Source organism: Luteitalea pratensis (assembly GCF_001618865.1).
In the GTDB taxonomy this organism is placed as follows: Bacteria; Acidobacteriota; Vicinamibacteria; order Vicinamibacterales; family Vicinamibacteraceae; genus Luteitalea; species Luteitalea pratensis.
In genome coordinates this window covers 4,653,585-4,669,887 of the sequence record NZ_CP015136.1, presented here as the reverse complement: position 1 = coordinate 4,669,887, position 16,303 = coordinate 4,653,585, and the positions used below count along the sequence as shown (strand labels likewise).

Sequence of the window (16,303 nt, the reverse complement as noted above, 5' to 3'; positions counted from 1 at the left end):
GGTTCCGATGCCCGTACCGGGTGGTACGGGCATCGGGGCGAATCACCAGATACGAACGCGCTGCTCGGGCGCGATGTACAGCGCTTCTCCGGGCTTGACGTCGAACGCCTCGTACCAGGCGTCCACGTTGCGCAGGGGCGCGAACGCGCGGATGAACCCTGGCGAATGCGAGTCGTTCACGATCTGCTGCCGCAAGGCGTCGTCGCGCGACTTGATCCGCCAGGCCTGTGCCCACCCGAGGAACACCCGCTGCGTGCCGGTGAAGCCATCGAGCACCGGCGCCGGCTTCCCCTGCAGCGACAACTGGTACGCATCGAGGCCGAGCAGCACGCCGCCAAGGTCGGCGATGTTCTCACCCATGACGATGCGGGCGGTCAGCTTCATACCGGGCAGCGTGGGGAACACGTATGCCTCGTACTGGGCGCCGAGCCGATCGGCTTGCGCCTCGAAGCGTTTCGCATCATCGGGTGTCCACCAGTCGCGCAGGACGCCCTTGCCATCGGACTTGCGGCCCTGGTCGTCGAAGCCGTGCGTCAGCTCGTGCCCGATCACGCCGCCGATGGCGCCGTAGTTGACGGCCATATCGGCCTGGGGGTCGAAGTACGGCGGCTGGAGAATCGCGGCCGGGAAGACGATCTCGTTCTTGGCAGCGGAGTAGTAGGCGTTGACGGTCTGCGGCGTCATCCCCCATTCGTCCTCGTCGACTGGCCGGCCGATGCGGGCGACGTCCCGCGCCCATTCGAACGCCGCGACCCGCTCCCAATTCGCGAACAGTTCGCCTGTCACCTCCAGCGCCTTGTAGTCCCGCCACTCGGACGGGTAGCCGATCTTGACGCCGAAGCTCGCCAACTTCTCGAGCGCCGCGGCCTTGGTGGCCGGCTCCATCCAGGGCAGCGCCTCGATGCGCATGCGCATGGCCTCGCGCAGTCCGGCGACGAGTCGCTCCATCTTCGCCTTCGAGTCGGGAGGGAAGTGACGCGCGACGTACGTGCGACCGATTGCCTCGCCCATACCGGCCTCGGCGAACGCGACGGCGCGCTTCCAGCGGGCCCGTGGTTCCTGCGCGCCCTGCAGGAACATCGAGCGGAACTCCCAGTGCGCGGTCACGAAGCGCGCCGACAGGTACGGCGCTGCTTGGTCAATCGTGCGGAACGCCTGCCAGGCCTGCAGCGTGTCCACCGGCGTCTCGCCGACGATCGCCGCAATCTTCGGGATGGCCGTGTCCTGGCGGACGACCACCTTGGGCGCACCGTCGATGCCGGCCGCCCTGGCAAATGCCTGCCACGCGAACCCCGGTGCGCTGCTGGCGAGCGCGGTCCACGTCGTCGGGTTGTACGTCTTGTCGCGATTGCGGCTTTCGGCCCGCGTCCAGTGCGCCTCCGCGATACGGGTCTCGAAGGCGATCACGGCGTCGGCCGCGGCCTCGGGCGTGGTCCATCCAGCGAGCCCCAGCATGCGTGCCACGTACTCGCGGTACGCCTTCTTCTGGGGCGCGAAGTTGTCGCGCAGGTAGAACTCGCGATCCTGCAGGCCCAGGCCCGACTGCGACAGGTAAAGGGTGTACTGCTCCGGATTGCGCATGTCGTCGCTGACGCCCGCGGCAAAGACGGCAGCGCCCGCGCCCCGCGACGTCTCGCCCATCAGGGTGGCCAGCGCCTCGCAGGTCGTGGCGGCGCGGATCGCGGCAAGTCTCGGGGCGAGCGGAGTGGCATCGCGCCGTTCGGCCGCGGCTTCGTCCAGGAAGCTGCGGTACAGCCGCGCGAGCTTCGCCTCGTCGGAGCCGGCCGCGAGGGATGTGGCCGCCGCCCATTCATCGAGCAGCGCGCGGACCTGGCCCTCGGCGATATCGCGCAGGACGGCTGCCGAGCCGAACGTGGTGCGGTCGGGCGGAATCGTCGTGCGGTCCGCCCAGGCGCCGTTGACGTACCGGAAGAAGTCGGTGCCGGGCTTCACCGATGTGTCCATGCCCGACAGGTCAATTCCCCACGTGCCGAATCGTGGCGCCTCGCCGGCGACGGCACCAGCCCCCTCGCCAGTCGCCCCAAGGGCCAGGCGGGTGCAGGCGTCGTCGAGGCAGGCGTGATCGTGAGACTGGGCACGCGTGATGGCGGGAAGCAGCAGGAGGACGGCAGCGGCCGCGCAGCGGGACAGGCACCGGTTCATTGGCAATCGATCTCCTTGAGCCGTTCATGGTACGACGCCTCCCGAGGCGGCCCAGCCTCGACCCACGTCGTCGCGCGCCAGCGTCCTGATGCGACACTAGGAGGGTGATTCGAAGGGGTCGCGCGTGGCTGACGGCGCAGGACCGCAGTGTCCGGCTGATCGTCCAGGCCGGGCTCCTGGTGGGCGTGCTGTTCACGGCCTGGATATGGAAGCAGACCTGGGCCGTGCACAGGCTGACGCGCGGCGTGGGCGACACGTGGTTCCACACGGCCGACGGCAAGCGCTGGTTCCGCCTCGACGAGCAGCGCCAGGATGTGCCGCTTGCCCGGATCACGCCGTACCTCCAGCAGGCCTTCATCGCCGTCGAGGACCATCGCTTCTACGTGCATCCCGGCCTCGATCCGATCGGCCTGGGTCGCGCCGTCTACCGCAACACGATGACCGGGCGTAGCGAGGGGGCGAGCACGATCACCCAGCAGCTCGCGCGCACGCTGTTTCTCTCCAACCGCAAGAGCTATACGCGCAAGCTGCGCGAGGCGATCCTCTCGGTGCAGCTGGAACTGCAGCTGAGCAAGGCGCAGATCCTCGAGCTGTACCTGAACCGCATCTACTTGAGCGCCGGCGTGTACGGCGTCGAGCCGATGGCGCGGCGGGTGTTCGGCAAGCCTGCCGAATCGCTGTCCCTGGCCGAGAGCGCGTTCATCGCCGGACTGGCGCGGGCGCCGGCGGCGCTGTCGCCGTGGTCCAACCTTCCGCGGGCGCTCGAGCGTAGCCACGTCGTGCTGGCGCGCATGCGCGAGGCCGGTTTCATCACCGACGCCGACCAACGTGCCGCCAGGCGCGCCCGATTGCGCGTGCGGCCGTACGAGCCGACGAGCACCGCGTCAGACGCGTACGCCAGGGCGTACATTCGCCAGCTGTTCAGGGACACGCTGGGCGGGGACCATCCGCCGGAATGGCGTGTCGACACCACGATCGTCGCGCCGCTGCAGGAAGCCGCCGATCGCGTCGTGAGGGAGGGACTCGGTCGCTTCGGCAAGCGCGACCTGCAGGCGGCCCTCGTCGCGATGGATCCGGACACGGGCGATGTGCTGGCGCTGGTCGGCGGCCGTGACCCGGCGAAGTACCCCTTCAACCGCGCGACGCGCAGCCGCCGCCAGCCAGGGTCCGCCTTCAAGCCACTGCTCTTCGCAGCCGCGCTCGAGCAGGGCTTCTCCCCCGTATCGATCCTCGACGGGCTCGATGCGATCACGCCGCAGGGCCCCGACGAATGGGCTCCGGAGAACTCGACAGGGCAGACCGCGCCGGCATTGACGCTGCGGGCCGCCCTCATCGAATCGAACAACCGCGCCGCGACGGTGTTGCAACAGCGCGTCGGCACACGCCGGGTGATGCGGGTTGCCGGCGACGCCGGGTTGCGCGACCTGCCGAACGTGCCGTCGTTGTCGCTCGGCACCGGCCTGGTGACACCGCTGGAACTCACGACCGCCTTCGCGATGTTCCCCAACGGCGGCCGGTCGGTGCGGCCTCGCGGCATCCTCCGGATTCTGGACGAAGACGGGAGTGTGGCGTTCACGAATCCCGTCGTGCGCGAGAACGTGATCGCGCCGGAAGTCGCCTACCAGATGGTGTCCATGCTGCAGGACGTGGTCGATCGCGGAACTGCGTCGGATGCCCGGCGCATGGGCGTGCGTTTCGCGGTGGGTGGCAAGACCGGCACCACCGATGACTTCAAGGACGCGTGGTTTGTCGGCTTCTCGTCGTCGCTGGTCGTGGGTGTCTGGGTCGGCTTCGATCAGCCGGCGACCATCGGCCGGGAGGCGTACGGCGCGCGGTACGCGCTGCCCATCTGGTCCGACTTCATGCGCCGGGCGGCACGCGTGCGGCCCCCCGGGGCCTTCGACCGGCCCTCGGGCTTGCGCGAGGAAACACTGTGCCGCGTCTCGTACAAGCGGCCGGTGGCCAGCTGCCCGGTCTACACCGAATACCTCAAGCGCGGCGACGCGTCGCCCGACCAGCTCTGTCCCGTCCACAAGGGCACGCTGCGGCAGCAGGTCACGCGCACCATCGAGGGATGGACCGCAGGGCTTGCACGCAAGATCCGCGGGCTGTTCCACTAGCGGTCCTTGCGGCACTCGCGCACTGCAGTGTTGCCTTTGGCGACAGTCTGGCTTCGGGAGTTTCACGGGCCAACCCGTCAACTCACGGGGGACGCGAGGTCCAGATGAGTGCCCGATGCAAGGACGAGTGTGGTGTACCACTGCAACTGACGTCGAGGCCACTGCATCCCGAACGTCCAAAGCGCCGTAAACGCGGTTGGCCGCCGCGCGCCCGCTGGCACGGTTCTTCCTTTGAGTGATGGCAATGAACACGTGCCGGCCGCTTGCTGGCGCCCGGGCGGACACACATCACAGGAGACGCAGCGAATGGCGACACAAAAAGTAATGCCCGCAGGCCCGACGGGGTCCGGCATCACGACAGAACTGCCTGGTGAGACGGGGCTCGGTAGTGGCCCGGGTACGACCACCAGCGGCTTCGGCGCGGACGACGGGTTCGGCACGATCGGAGTCTCGACGCAGCGTGCGACTCGCGAGTTCCCCCGAGCCGCCGGCGTGATTGATCAGGTCAAGCAGGAGGCCTCGACACGCGTGAACGAACAGAAGGCGCGCGCGGCCGAAGGGTTGGGGTCGGTGGCCTCCGCGATCCGGCAGGCGAGCGAGCACCTGCGCGCCGAGAACCAGACGCTTTCCACGTATGCCGACAAGGCCGTGGATCAGATCCAGCTCTTCGCCGACCGGATGCGCGACAAGGATCCGGCCGACATGGTGCGTGACGCAGAGAGATTCGCTCGCCGAAACCCGACCGCATTCGTCGGTGGGGCGTTCGTCCTCGGGATCGCGCTGGCGCGTTTCCTGAAGAGCTCCGGCGAGGCGCAGTACGGCGACAGCAGCCTCGGCCACCGCGACTCCGATTTCGGTGACACGGGCATCACGCGCGGCGCGGACTATGGCAGCAACTACGGCAGCTACGGCAGTGTCTCGAGCATGGGAGGCGGCATCTCGACTGATCCTGCACGGGGCATCACCAGCTGATGCGCGACCTGCCCGGGAGGAACTCCATGGACACGCCACGGCCAGAGCGATCGCTTGGTGACCTTTTCGCCGACCTGTCGCAGAAGACCTCGCTCCTCATACGCCAGGAAGTGCAACTGGCGAAGACGGAGCTGTCCCAGAAGGCCACGCAGGCCGGACGTGCCGGCGCCATGCTTGGCGCCGGCGGGGCAGTGGTCAATGCGGCCTTGTTGACCTTTACCGCCACCATCGTCCTGTTGCTCGTGCAGTTCGGACTCGATGCGTGGGCGGCCGCGGGCCTGACCGCGGTGTTGCTTGCCGCCGTGGGCTACGTGCTCGTGCGCAGCGGGCTGCGCAAGCTGCGGCAGCCGATGGCGCCGGTGGAAACGATCGATTCGATCAAGGAGACCGCACAGTGGCTGAAGAACGAGACCAGGTAACCCGTCCGGTCGGATCGCTGCTCGCACCGGATCAGCCGGTCGCGGCCTCGTTGGCTGCGACCGAACTCGATGACGTCGATGTCCCGCGTCGCGTGACCACCGCGGACCTGGGGCCGGGTGTCACGGGCGATCGCATCGACGCGACGATCCCGCCGGGGGTGACCGCTGCCAGTGGGACGGGAGCCTTCGCCACGCCGAGCAGCGACGATCCCGACGTGATCCGCGAGCAGATCGAGCGGACGCGCGAGGACATGAGCCAGACCATCAACGAGTTGCAGGAGCGACTCAGCCCGCAGCACCTCGCGCAGCAGGCGCGCGAGTCGGTGCGGGAGGCCACCGTCGGCCGCGTGCAGCAACTGGTCGGGTCCGCTGGGGACACGGCCACGCAGGTGGCCCGGCGCGCCCAGGAAGCCGCCGGACCCATGGTGGAACAGGTGCGCGAGCGCCCGGTACCGATCGTCCTCGCGGGCGCCGGTGTGGTCCTCGCCTGGTGGTTGATGCGCCGCGCTTCGAGCCGGCAGACATGGAGCAGCGAAGACATGTACAACTGGGACGACGATCCGATGAGCACGAGCGGCTACAGACGTGACCAGGCGTCTCTCGATTACAACGACGATCGCAATGGTGGACGTTGGCAGGATGGCGGCTGGATGCGCTTGCTGCGCGACAACCCGCTTCCGGCCTCCATCGCGGCGGCGAGCATCGGCTACATGCTCTGGAATCGCCGCTCGTCGGTGATGGCCGACGACTACCGGGTACGCTCGGAGGCCTACGCGGGCTACGACGACGAAGACATCTCCGGCGCGTCGACGACTGAGCGCGTCAGCGATGCCGCCCGCGACCTGGGGCGGCAGGCCCGCGAAAAGGCCACCGCGCTTGGCGAACAGGCGCGCGAACGAGCCACGGCACTTGGCGAGCAGGCACGCGAGAAAGCCAGCGCCCTCGGTGAGCAGGCGCGCGACAAGGCCAGTGCGCTTGGCGAGACGGCCCGCGAAAAGGCCAGCGCCCTCGGCGAACAGGTGAGCGGCACGGTTCGTTCGGCCCGTCTTCGCGCCGGCCAGGTCTCACGCCAGACGTCAACGCAGTTCGATCACTGGTTGCAGGAGAATCCGCTCGCCGTCGGCATCGCCGCTGTGGCGGCCGGCGCGGTGGTCGGCTTGACGATGCCCCGTACGCGCGCAGAGAATCAGGTGATGGGAGCGTCCCGTGACGCGCTGATCGATCGGGCGAGCGACTCGGCGCAGCAACTGAAAGACCAGGTGCGCGAAAAGGTCCAGGAGGTGGCCGACGATTTGACGAGCACCACGTCGTCGACACCGTCATCTCCGACCGGCGTGCAGGGCGTGTGATCGTGTGACACCAGGACCCGCCGCGCGGGCGCAGGATCATGACGCCGACGGAGACGCCGCAGACTTGCGGTGGCCCCCGTCGGCGGCCGATCTCGACGCCATCTCGTGTGTCGACGTGATCAGCGCCGGCGGGGGAGATCTGCACGCGTGGCTGCGGCAGCCGCGTCCAATCCCGCCATCTCGCGGCCCTGACGCCGTCGACGCCCCCCATCATGAGCCACAGCGCGCTGCTCCGATCGCGGCGCGCCGGCGCCCTGGCCGCTGGACCTTCGCAGTAGCGGCGTCTGCCGTCCTCGCCGTGGCCACTCCCACGTTGCTGCGCACAGCCCGGGTCGCAGAAACCGCCGTTGCCGATCCGCCTCTCCTGAGTGTGCCTGCCCGGGCGACAACCAACGTCGCGCCGGCCCTCACGACCGACAGTCCCTCGACGCATTCGCTGGCCGCGACCACCGGCAGTGCTGCGGAGCGGGAGCGAGCGGCACGCGCCGCATCGGCGCTGCCTCGGCACGCGCCGGGCGAACAGTATCCGCGGCTGGTCGTTGCCTTGGCGACGCCTGGCGTCGTGCCAGCGCTCGGCGTGAGTCCCGCGACTGATGCGACAGTGGAGCGCGACAGACGCGATGCGCCGCCACCGATCGAGGTTCCCCCGGTCATCGTGCCGGCCACGCTCGAGGCGGCAGCGGTCCCGGCCCCGGGCCTTCACGACAGTGCTCCGATGCTCGCATCGGCGATCCCGGCGCGCGAGGTGATCAGGGAGACGCCTCTTGCGGCCGAGCCGACGACGCATGCCGCCGCGACGGAGATGACCGCGAGTGCAGCGGTGCCCGCCGCTCTCGAAGTCGCCTCGGTCCGAGAGGCGCTGTCGCGCTACGGCGCCGCGTACTCGCGGCTGGACGCAGCCGCGGCGCGTGCGGTCTGGCCGTCGGTCGATGCACGCGCGCTGGGGCGCGCATTTGCGGAGTTGCGGTCGCAACGCGTCACGTTCGACGATTGCGACATCGCCGTCGATGGCTTGCGTGCGCGGGCCGCGTGTCGCGGTGCGACGACATACGTGCCGCGGGCTGGCGATCAGAGTCCGCGCACCGAGGCGAGGGCCTGGCGGTTCGAACTCGAGAAAAGTCGGGACGCCAACTGGCGGATCGCCTCGGCGAACATCAGCGTCCCGCGAGAGAGTACTCGAGCCCGATGACGAAGGCGCGCGACGGCTTCAGGCCTTCGTCGGTGAGCGGCAGGATCAGGTGCGCGCCGAGCAGCCAGGTCCGCGCGATGTTCCACTTCGCGCCGACGACCGCCTGCGCATTCTGTGTGGAGTCGCCCTCGGGTAGCAGCCGCAGCGTGTCGACGCCCACGATGGTCGGGTGCGGCACCCGGGTCAGCGCGACACGCCCCGCTGCGTCGACGGTTCGACCGATCAGTTCGCCCACCAGCGTGAGCTGACGCGCCACATTGGCGGTGAATGCGCCACGGTACTGGAACCCGGGCGAGAGTCCGCCAAGCGTCGCGCCGACGGTGCCATGGCCAGCGATCACGCCAGCCTCGCCCGACACGACCATTGCCACCAACGCCGACGTACTTCCTGCGCCAAGTAGATCCTCGTCGCGACCCGTGGGCAGTTGCACTTCCGCGATGGACGCCAGGCCGCTGCCGTGCTCGCCGAGCAGCCGCACCTTGCCACGAACGGCCACGTCGCCGATGCCACTGGCCGTCGCGTCGGCGGTGGCCTGCACGTCGGACGAGCCGCGATACGTGTTGGTGCGCTGTCCGCGGAGATCGATCGTCACAAACGGCACGACCACGCCGAGATCGACGCGATCGTGCAACCCATAGGTAGCGCTGGCCGTGAGCGTCTGGCTCTCGAGCGTCATCGACAGCGTCTCGGCGTCGAACGGTGCGGATTCGTCGCGGAACTGGTTGCCGCTGGTGACGAACGTGCCGTCATCGAGATCGCGACCGTCGAGGGTGGTGTAGCGACGCGCGGTGAATGAGGCGCCCAGCGTGAGCCGGCCAGCGCCGGTCGTCAGGCTGCGTTCGGTGAAGAACGGACCGAAGCTTGCGCTGGCGCGCTGCGGCGCGCCCAGCGCCGGGTTCAGCCTGTAAACGAATCCAGGCGAGGCGGCGCTGACTGGCTGGGTCGAGAGTTGGATGAGCAGGAGCCGGCTCATCGTGTCAGCGGTCGCCCGAGCAGCCGCGACGTCACGCTCGAAATCTCCGCTCTGCACGCCTCGGTTGGTGAGCAGGAACGAGAGCACGTCCGCCAGTGGGGCCTGCTGCGCCGCCGCGTGACGTGGAAGTGCCACCAGCAGCAGGCACGCGACGGCCGCGCCGATGCGACCGGATCGACGCACACCTCCCTCAGCGCAGGGCATCAACGCCGCCGCCCTCTTCCTGTGATCCGCTTCCGTTCGTTTGTACGCGGGTCGCCAGCACCGACCCATCCCGCTGCGGCGTCCCACGCACGTTGACGACCTGGCCGTCACGCACGCGGTCGCAGCGGTTGCCGGGGAAGTTGGTCGCGGCGTTGGTCCGGATGAGGCGACCCTCCACCCGGAAGGTAATCGTCGGACACGCGCCCGACACCTGGGATGCCGGCCCCTCGAGCCGGACCTCCTCCACGACCACACCCGGTGCGGCCGCCTGGCTCACCGGAATCACTTGCGCGGCCACGGTCACCGCGCCAGTGCGTGGCGTGTCGGCCGTATTGGCCTCCACCCGGACGGTCACGCCGCCGTCACCGACACCACTGGTGCCCTCCAGCACGAGCCACGACGCGCCGCTCTGTGCCGTCCACGCGCAATTGCCGCGCGAGGCATCGACGGCGATCGTCTCGCTGGTGCCTTCCGCAGCCGCACTGATGGCCGTCGGCTTCACCTCGTAGGTGCACGCGGGCGGCGGTGGCTCGGGCTCGGGCGGCGGTGGTTCGGGCGGCGGCGGAGCCGGCGTCGGGGGCGTTGGTGTCGGCGTCGGCGTAGGCGTCGGTGTAGGCGTCGGCTGAGGCGTCGGCGTCGGTGAAGGCGTCGGCGTCGGAGGTGAGGGGTCTCCAGGCGACGGCGTCGGGGTCGCTGGCGGTGTCGTTGGCGGCGTGGGTGTCGTCGGTGGAGTCGGCGACGGGCCCGGCGTCGGCTGACCCGGAGTTGGCGCGGGCGCGGGAGATGGCGAGGGCGAAGGCCCAGGCGTTGGCGCCGAAGCGACGGGTGGCGTCGGCCCCGGCTGTGGCGTCGGCGTTGGCGAGGGCGGCGCGCCGGCGACCGGCGGTTCCGGGACGGGTATCGGCCCCGCCGCCTCCTGGGCCGCAGTCCAGACCGCGCCGCCGAGTGTGACGACGCCGGTACGCGCCGGCCCCTGGTTGGCCGCGATCACGATGGTGACCGCTGCCGATCCCACCTGGGCGGTGCCGCTTCCGACCTGCAGCCATGGCGCGCTGCTCTGGGCGGTCCACGTGCAGTCGTCCAGGGTGTTCACCCCGACACGTACCGTCCCGCCCACCGCTGGGAAGCCACTGCCGCCGGTATCGAGCGTGAACGGGCAGGGGGTAGCGGCCTGCTGCACGTCGGAGCGCCCCTCATTGACGGTCAGTGCGGCCTGCCGCGGTGTTCCCCGCGGATTGGGCGCCACGGTGAAGGCCAGCGTCGCGCTGCCCTGCCCGCTGGTGGGGGACGTGAATGCGATCCACTCGGCGCCGGCGCGTGCGTTCCAGGCACACTCGCGGTTGATGGTCAGGTTCACCGTGCCAGTGCCCCCCTCGGCTGAGACCTGTGGCGCCGAGTTCGCGAGGCTGACACTGCAACGGTCGAGCGATGTGGGCCCAGTCGTCTGCGTCGACGACGACCCGCCACATGCGCTTCCGCACAACAGCAGAGTGATCGCCGCCGTCAGTTCCAGCCAGTGCGGCGCAGCGAGAGCGCGCATGTGCAATGTCCGTCCGTCATACATGCATTTCGAAACGCTTCCAGGCGCCGCCGGCGCGAGGCCCTGCGCACGCCGGAAAATTCACGCTGGGCACCCGCGTGCTCCTCGATACCTGCAAACGACGAGCCAGCGGCATCAGGAAAGCATTCCCTGACCGATCGCGTCCCCGTCAGGAGAGGTGATGATCAGCGGCAACCGCCGCCCGTCATCGAGGACGAGCATCAGGTCGTCGCGGTGCTCAGTGTACCAATGGAACAGGTCGGCGACGCGCGCTCGCAGCAGCACCCGAGTGAAGAATGGACCACCACCGGGCGGGTCGGGCTGGCCAGGCCGCTGGGCGACGATCGTGATGGTGTAGCCGACCTCGACCGGTGTCTCGAGACCGGGAGTCTCGATTCGGCCGAGCCCGTCCATGATGGCCAGCAGGTCGTCCCGCGGAATGTCAGGGCTCACGGCTCGCTCGGGCCGCGCCGGAAGGAGACGCCGCCAGGCGGTAAGTGTACGGCACTCCGCAGCCGCGCTCTTCACTCATCGTCCAGCAAGGTCCATCCTTCGTCGCGACAGACCCAGACGCGTCCCCTCGGCTGTACGAACGTTCGGCCGATCAACCGCGCTTCCGCTATCGAGTCCAGCGTTTCGCAGATCTGACGGCCCGTGGCGTCCTCTACGAACCATCCTTCGGTAGTACTTCGTAGCACGAGGTCCAGATTGGTGAGGCGGGGGAGGAGCGGATGAAGCGAAGCCACGACGCCCTTATGACGTCCCAAGTAGACAATTGGTGCCCGAAGGTAAGAGGCCAGAGGATATTTGACGGGACGCACGCCAACGGCTAAGCATTCCCGCCACACCTTTCAGGCCTGAGCCGGCTCGAACACGAGGGGCCGGAACGCCAGCGGCGCGTGGAACGTCGGCGCGTCCGGCACCGACCACGCGGCATAGATGGCGCCGTCCTCGGGAAGCCCTGGCCCGCCGGGTCGCTTGATGCGGAAGGCGTTGAAGTGCCACACGTCTCCGCCATGCACCGGCACGCACTCGGCAACGCCAGGCGCCAGGGTGGCGAAGTCGGTGAACGGCATCCACGCGATCGCGCACCAGTCGTCGCCGTTCCCAGCGCGATGGACGGCCGTACGTAGTCCCGCGAAGTCCCAGGCCAGGTGCACGCGCCGCTCCGGAGCGAGCCGCTCGATGTGCAGGTCGCAGACCACGTTGGTCGGCGTGATCTCGAGTTCCGCGTAGTCTTCGCCGCTGCAGGTCGGATCGAGGAAGACCTCGACGACCTCGGTCTCCCACAGGCCGTCGTCGCGTTGCGTGCGCGTCGCCCACGGCGCGTGGTCCTGTGCATCCCAACGGACGCACAAGCCGTCCTGCGCCCACACCGCCCGGAAGGTCGTGGCGAACCCGTCAGGGCCCCACGTCACGGCCATCGCGTCGTTCCAGCCCTGTTGCGCGAGCAGCGCGTCGGGTGCGAGCGACGTGGCGCGTACGCGGTAGATCGCTGGCTGCAGCACCGCCTCGGGCCCGCGATACATGTCGACCACGGTCGTTCAGAGCGAGGAAGAAGACAGCATCGAGTACACGTCGAGCAGCCGCTTCTGCGCGTTGATCGGTTCGCTGCCCGGTTCGCCGTTCACCTGCACGTACGACCCGTCGGTGCGCAGCACACGGGCCCGGTCGGTGTCGACGAGCAACGTCTCCAGCACGACGTCACGCAGGTGCGCGCGCAGGTCAGGCTGATGGACCGGGCACAGCACCTCGACGCGGCGGTCGAGGTTGCGTTCCATCAGGTCAGCGCTGCCGATGTAGACCTCGGGGTCGCCGCCGTTTTCGAACGAGTAGATTCGGGAGTGCTCGAGGAACCGTCCGACGATCGAGCGCACCGTGATCGTGTCGGAGATGCCGGGGATGCCCGGCCGGAGACAGCACACGCCGCGGACGATGAGATCCACGGGAATCCCGCACTGGCTCGCACGGTACAGGTTGCGGATCATGCCCGGATCGGCAATCGCGTTGAGCTTGAAGATGAGGCGGGCGGGCCGGCCGGCGCGATGGTGCTCGCACTCGCGATCGATCAACGCCTTCATCTGGCTGCGCAGCGACACGGGCGCCACCAACAACTGGTCGTACGTGCGTCGGCTGGAGTAGCCGGTCAGGTAGTTGAACACCTCGGAGATGTCGTCGACGATGGCCGAGTCCGACGTGAAGAGCCCGATGTCGGTGTAGACCTGTGCGGTGGCGCGATTGTAGTTGCCGGTCGCCACGTGCGCATAGCGGCGGATGCCGTCCGGCTCCTTGCGGATGATCAGGCACAACTTGCCGTGCGTCTTCAGGCTCACGATCCCGTACACCACGTGGATGCCGGCCGACTCCATCCGGGTTGCCCACGCGATGTTGTTGCGCTCGTCGAAGCGAGCCTTCAGTTCGACCAGCACCGCCACCTGCTTGCCCTGCTCGGCGGCCGTCACCAGCATGTCGACCACCGGCGAGTTCGCGCCGATGCGGTACAGGGTCATCTTGATCGCGATGACCTGCGGATCCTCGATGGCCGCCCGCAGGAACGCCTCGACCGACGAGAACGAGTCGAACGGGTGATGGACCAGCACGTCCTCCTCGCGGAGGTCGTCGAAGATCTCGGTGTAGCCCGACCAGATGGTGCGCGGCGAGAACGGGGCGTCCTTCAGGTGCGGCAGGTGCAGCCTGGTGAGCTGATGCCAGTCGTCCCAGTCCATTCGCTCACTGGTGCGCAACACGACGTCCTCGTCGATCTCGAAGTTCTCCACGAGGATGTTCAGCACCCGGCGCGGCATCGCCTCTTCCACTTCGAGCAGACACAGGGCGCCGTAGCGCAACTGCTTGAGGCTCCGGTCCACCGACTCCAGCAGGTCGTCGGCCTCGTCTTCCTGGATCACCATGTCCGTGTCCCGGATGATGCGGAACAGGTGGGCCGACTGCAGGTCGGTGCCCGGGAACAGGTGGTGCAGGTTGGCGCGGACGATGTCCTCGAGGAACGCGAAGGTCAGCCCCGCGTGCGGCGACATGTCGGCGGGGATGGTGACGAACCGATCCAGGGTGGCCGGAATCTTCACGCGCGCAAACTTGGTGCGGCCGCTGTGGCGGACGACGACCGCGAAGTTGCGGCTCAGGTTCGAGATGTACGGGAACGGATGACCAGGGTCGAACGCCAGCGGCGTCAGGACTGGCAGGATCTCGGCACGGAAGTAGTGCGCGAGGTGTGCCGCGATCTGCGGCGTGTACTCCTCGGGGTCGAGGATGTGTACGCCCTCACTCGCGAGGGCCGGGCGCAGTTGCTCCCGCCAGCACCGCTGCAAGGCGCCCATCATCTCGGAGGACCGGGCGCGGGTGGCCGCCAACTGCTGCTCGGTGTTCAGGCCGTCCGGGCTGACGTCCTCGATGCCGGCGCGATACTTCTTCAGCAGCGTGGCCACGCGCACCATGAAGAACTCGTCGAGGTTCGTGGCGACGATGGCCAGGAACTTGACGCGTTCGAGCAGGGGATGCCCCGGGTCGAGCGCCTGGTTGAGCACACGCTGGTTGAACTCCAGCCAGCTCAGTTCACGGTTGATGTAGAGCCCCGGATGTTCGAGGTTGGCCGGATCGCACTGGGACCAGTCGGTGCGCGTGGCGGGCAGGCGGATCCGCCGCTTGGCGCCGCGTCCACGTACCGCGCGTTCCTTCGTAGCTGTTGTGGCGTTCATACGCTCGCGTTTGTGACGTGCGGGGCCGATGATATCAAAGCACCGACACCGCGGCCGGCGCTGTGCCCATGCAGATTACCCTCCTCCCGCCCCTGGTGCCGTCTGATGGCGTCGTGTCGGTGCCCGCCGCCCATCAGGCGTTCACGCCAGGGACGCGAGTCCTGGCGACCGTGACGAGCAGCGGGCTCGAGGGCGGCACATTGCTCCTGGTCGGCGGGCGCGAAGTGCCCACCAGCGGCACCCTGCCATACCGACCGGGCACGACCCTGCGACTGGAAGTGGTGGAGGGGGGGCCGCAGCCATTGCTACGGCTGGTATCGGCCGAGGCAGGGCTGGTCGAGAACGCGGACGATGCCGAGGGGCCGGTGCCGCTGCCGGCCTGGCCACCCGTCTCCAGCGTGACATACGGACTCGCGGCCGCGGTGCTCGCGGCTCGCGACGGGCCGGACGTGCGTGGCGCAGCGGCTGCGTTCGCTCGGTGGGTGCCTGCGCTCGTCGCGAGCGGCGTGCTCCCGACATCGCAGGGCGAGGCGCTGTCCCAGGCACTCGCACCGGTACCAGTCCACGGCGGTGACGCCAACGATTCCGACGATCGCGTCGCCGCCGAGTCGGTCGCGCGTGCGATCGCCGCGCGCGTCAGCGACGGGGGACTCCTGCTCGAGCGACGACTGTCCGAGTTCGTGCGGCACGGTTCCCACGCTGCCAGGACCGCGGCGGCCAACGATCTGCGATCCCGCCTCGCGGTGGCCGCCCACCTGTTGCAGCAGGCGCCGCCCGCCGTCGACGGCGCGCGGCAGGCCGTGGCCGATCTGCAGGAGGCACTGCTGGCCGAGCAAGCCCGGGCTGCGGCGCACCTCGCCCGCGACGGTGTCGTCGACGTCCGTGTGCCGCTGCAGGTCGAGGATCGCGAGGCCGAGATGCGGTTGCGGATGCGTATCCAGCGGGACGCGGCCGGGCGCAGCGACGAAGACGACCCGTCCCCGTGGCGCCAGGTGCGGCTGGATCTCGATCTCGAGGGACTGGGCCGTGTGCAGGTCCGGATCGGGCTCGTGGATGGGCAGGTACGCACCGAGTTCCTCGTCGAGTATCCGGACGCGGCCGATCGCATCGAGGCGGGTCTGGTGGACCTCGACGTCGCTCTGGAGCGCGCCGGCTTCGCAGAGGTGCTGTCACGCGTCGTCGTCGATCCCGTGTGCGTGTGCGCGCCAGACGAACTGCCAGAACTACCGTCGCCGCGGAGCATCGTGGACACCCGGGCATGACCGGCGCGCCCCCTCCCGATCGGCGTCGTGCCGCGGCGCTCCGCTACGTGCCGGGTGAGACGTCGGCGCCGCAGATCGTGGCCACCGGCGACGGGATGCTTGCCGATCGCATCATCGCGCTGGCTCGCGAGCATGGCATCCCGGTTCACGAGAACCCCGACCTGGTGAACCTGCTGACGCAACTGCCGCCAGACACGGCGATCCCACCGGCGCTCTACCTGGCTGTCGCGGAAGTGATTGCCTTCCTGTTGCGGACCGCGAACGCGGCGCGAGCGTAGCGGCTGGATTTTGTCCGGCCGTTTGCGTCCCCGGCGGCGACACGTGGAGCGACCGTCGACCTGACTTGTCCACCGGAGCTGCGACCGTCGACCTGAAGGTCGACGGCTACGTATGCGGTAC

13 protein-coding genes are annotated in these 16,303 nt (G+C 69.0%); 7 read left to right on the top strand and 6 right to left on the bottom strand.

All coding sequences use genetic code 11. The features are described from left to right. Positions 1 to 42: 42 nt before the first annotated feature. Positions 43 to 2,163 carry a M13 family metallopeptidase gene (locus tag LuPra_RS19315; protein WP_110172264.1) on the bottom strand — a complete coding sequence of 707 codons (2,121 nt, stop codon included), beginning with the start codon at positions 2,161 to 2,163 and terminating at the stop codon, positions 43 to 45. Between the two features lie 104 nt (positions 2,164 to 2,267). On the opposite strand from LuPra_RS19315, the gene LuPra_RS19310 reads away from it, so the two are divergent. The 5 genes from LuPra_RS19310 to LuPra_RS19290 all read left to right on the top strand — a co-directional run bounded on the left by LuPra_RS19310 (position 2,268) and on the right by LuPra_RS19290 (position 8,212). Continuing rightward, positions 2,268 to 4,283 (top strand): transglycosylase domain-containing protein, encoded by a 2,016-nt coding sequence (locus LuPra_RS19310; protein ID WP_110172263.1) that lies wholly within the window; start codon positions 2,268 to 2,270, stop codon positions 4,281 to 4,283. A gap of 306 nt (positions 4,284 to 4,589) precedes the next feature. Continuing rightward, positions 4,590 to 5,255 carry a hypothetical protein gene (locus LuPra_RS19305; RefSeq protein ID WP_157899414.1) on the top strand — a complete coding sequence of 222 codons (666 nt, stop codon included), beginning with the start codon at positions 4,590 to 4,592 and terminating at the stop codon, positions 5,253 to 5,255. A gap of 26 nt (positions 5,256 to 5,281) precedes the next feature. Continuing rightward, positions 5,282 to 5,674: a phage holin family protein gene (locus LuPra_RS19300; protein ID WP_157899413.1), complete on the top strand. Its 393-nt coding sequence runs from the start codon at positions 5,282 to 5,284 to the stop codon at positions 5,672 to 5,674. Then, positions 5,650 to 7,023 carry a DUF3618 domain-containing protein gene (locus LuPra_RS19295; protein ID WP_110172260.1) on the top strand — a complete coding sequence of 458 codons (1,374 nt, stop codon included), beginning with the start codon at positions 5,650 to 5,652 and terminating at the stop codon, positions 7,021 to 7,023. The genes LuPra_RS19300 and LuPra_RS19295 overlap by 25 nt, the downstream gene beginning before the upstream one ends. Positions 7,024 to 7,027: 4 nt before the next feature. Further along, positions 7,028 to 8,212 (top strand): hypothetical protein, encoded by a 1,185-nt coding sequence (locus tag LuPra_RS19290; RefSeq protein WP_157899412.1) that lies wholly within the window; start codon positions 7,028 to 7,030, stop codon positions 8,210 to 8,212. Here the strand turns inward: LuPra_RS19290 and LuPra_RS19285 are convergent. From LuPra_RS19285 to ppk1, 5 genes are all read right to left on the bottom strand, one after another. Next, positions 8,178 to 9,368 carry a hypothetical protein gene (locus LuPra_RS19285; RefSeq protein WP_110172258.1) on the bottom strand — a complete coding sequence of 397 codons (1,191 nt, stop codon included), beginning with the start codon at positions 9,366 to 9,368 and terminating at the stop codon, positions 8,178 to 8,180. The genes LuPra_RS19290 and LuPra_RS19285 overlap by 35 nt on opposite strands. Before the next feature lie 7 nt (positions 9,369 to 9,375). Continuing rightward, positions 9,376 to 10,929, bottom strand: coding sequence for a BACON domain-containing protein (locus tag LuPra_RS19280; RefSeq protein WP_162271448.1), 1,554 nt, complete (start codon positions 10,927 to 10,929; stop codon positions 9,376 to 9,378). Between the two features lie 135 nt (positions 10,930 to 11,064). Further along, entirely contained in the window at positions 11,065 to 11,382 is a 318-nt protein-coding gene (locus LuPra_RS19275) for a hypothetical protein (protein WP_110172256.1), read from the bottom strand. A gap of 398 nt (positions 11,383 to 11,780) precedes the next feature. Next, on the bottom strand, positions 11,781 to 12,458 hold the full coding sequence (locus tag LuPra_RS19270) for a carbohydrate-binding family 9-like protein (RefSeq protein ID WP_157899411.1): 678 nt from the start codon (positions 12,456 to 12,458) through the stop codon (positions 11,781 to 11,783). 15 nt (positions 12,459 to 12,473) lie between these two features. Beyond that, a complete protein-coding gene (gene ppk1, locus LuPra_RS19265) occupies positions 12,474 to 14,642 on the bottom strand; it encodes a polyphosphate kinase 1 (protein WP_110172254.1) in 2,169 nt (722 codons plus the stop codon). A gap of 68 nt (positions 14,643 to 14,710) precedes the next feature. Between ppk1 and fliK the strand changes: the two genes are divergently transcribed. Next, positions 14,711 to 15,904: a flagellar hook-length control protein FliK gene (gene fliK, locus LuPra_RS19260; RefSeq protein ID WP_157899410.1), complete on the top strand. Its 1,194-nt coding sequence runs from the start codon at positions 14,711 to 14,713 to the stop codon at positions 15,902 to 15,904. Further along, positions 15,901 to 16,182, top strand: coding sequence for an EscU/YscU/HrcU family type III secretion system export apparatus switch protein (locus tag LuPra_RS19255; protein ID WP_110172252.1), 282 nt, complete (start codon positions 15,901 to 15,903; stop codon positions 16,180 to 16,182). Before fliK ends, LuPra_RS19255 begins: the two co-directional genes overlap by 4 nt. Positions 16,183 to 16,303: the final 121 nt, after the last annotated feature.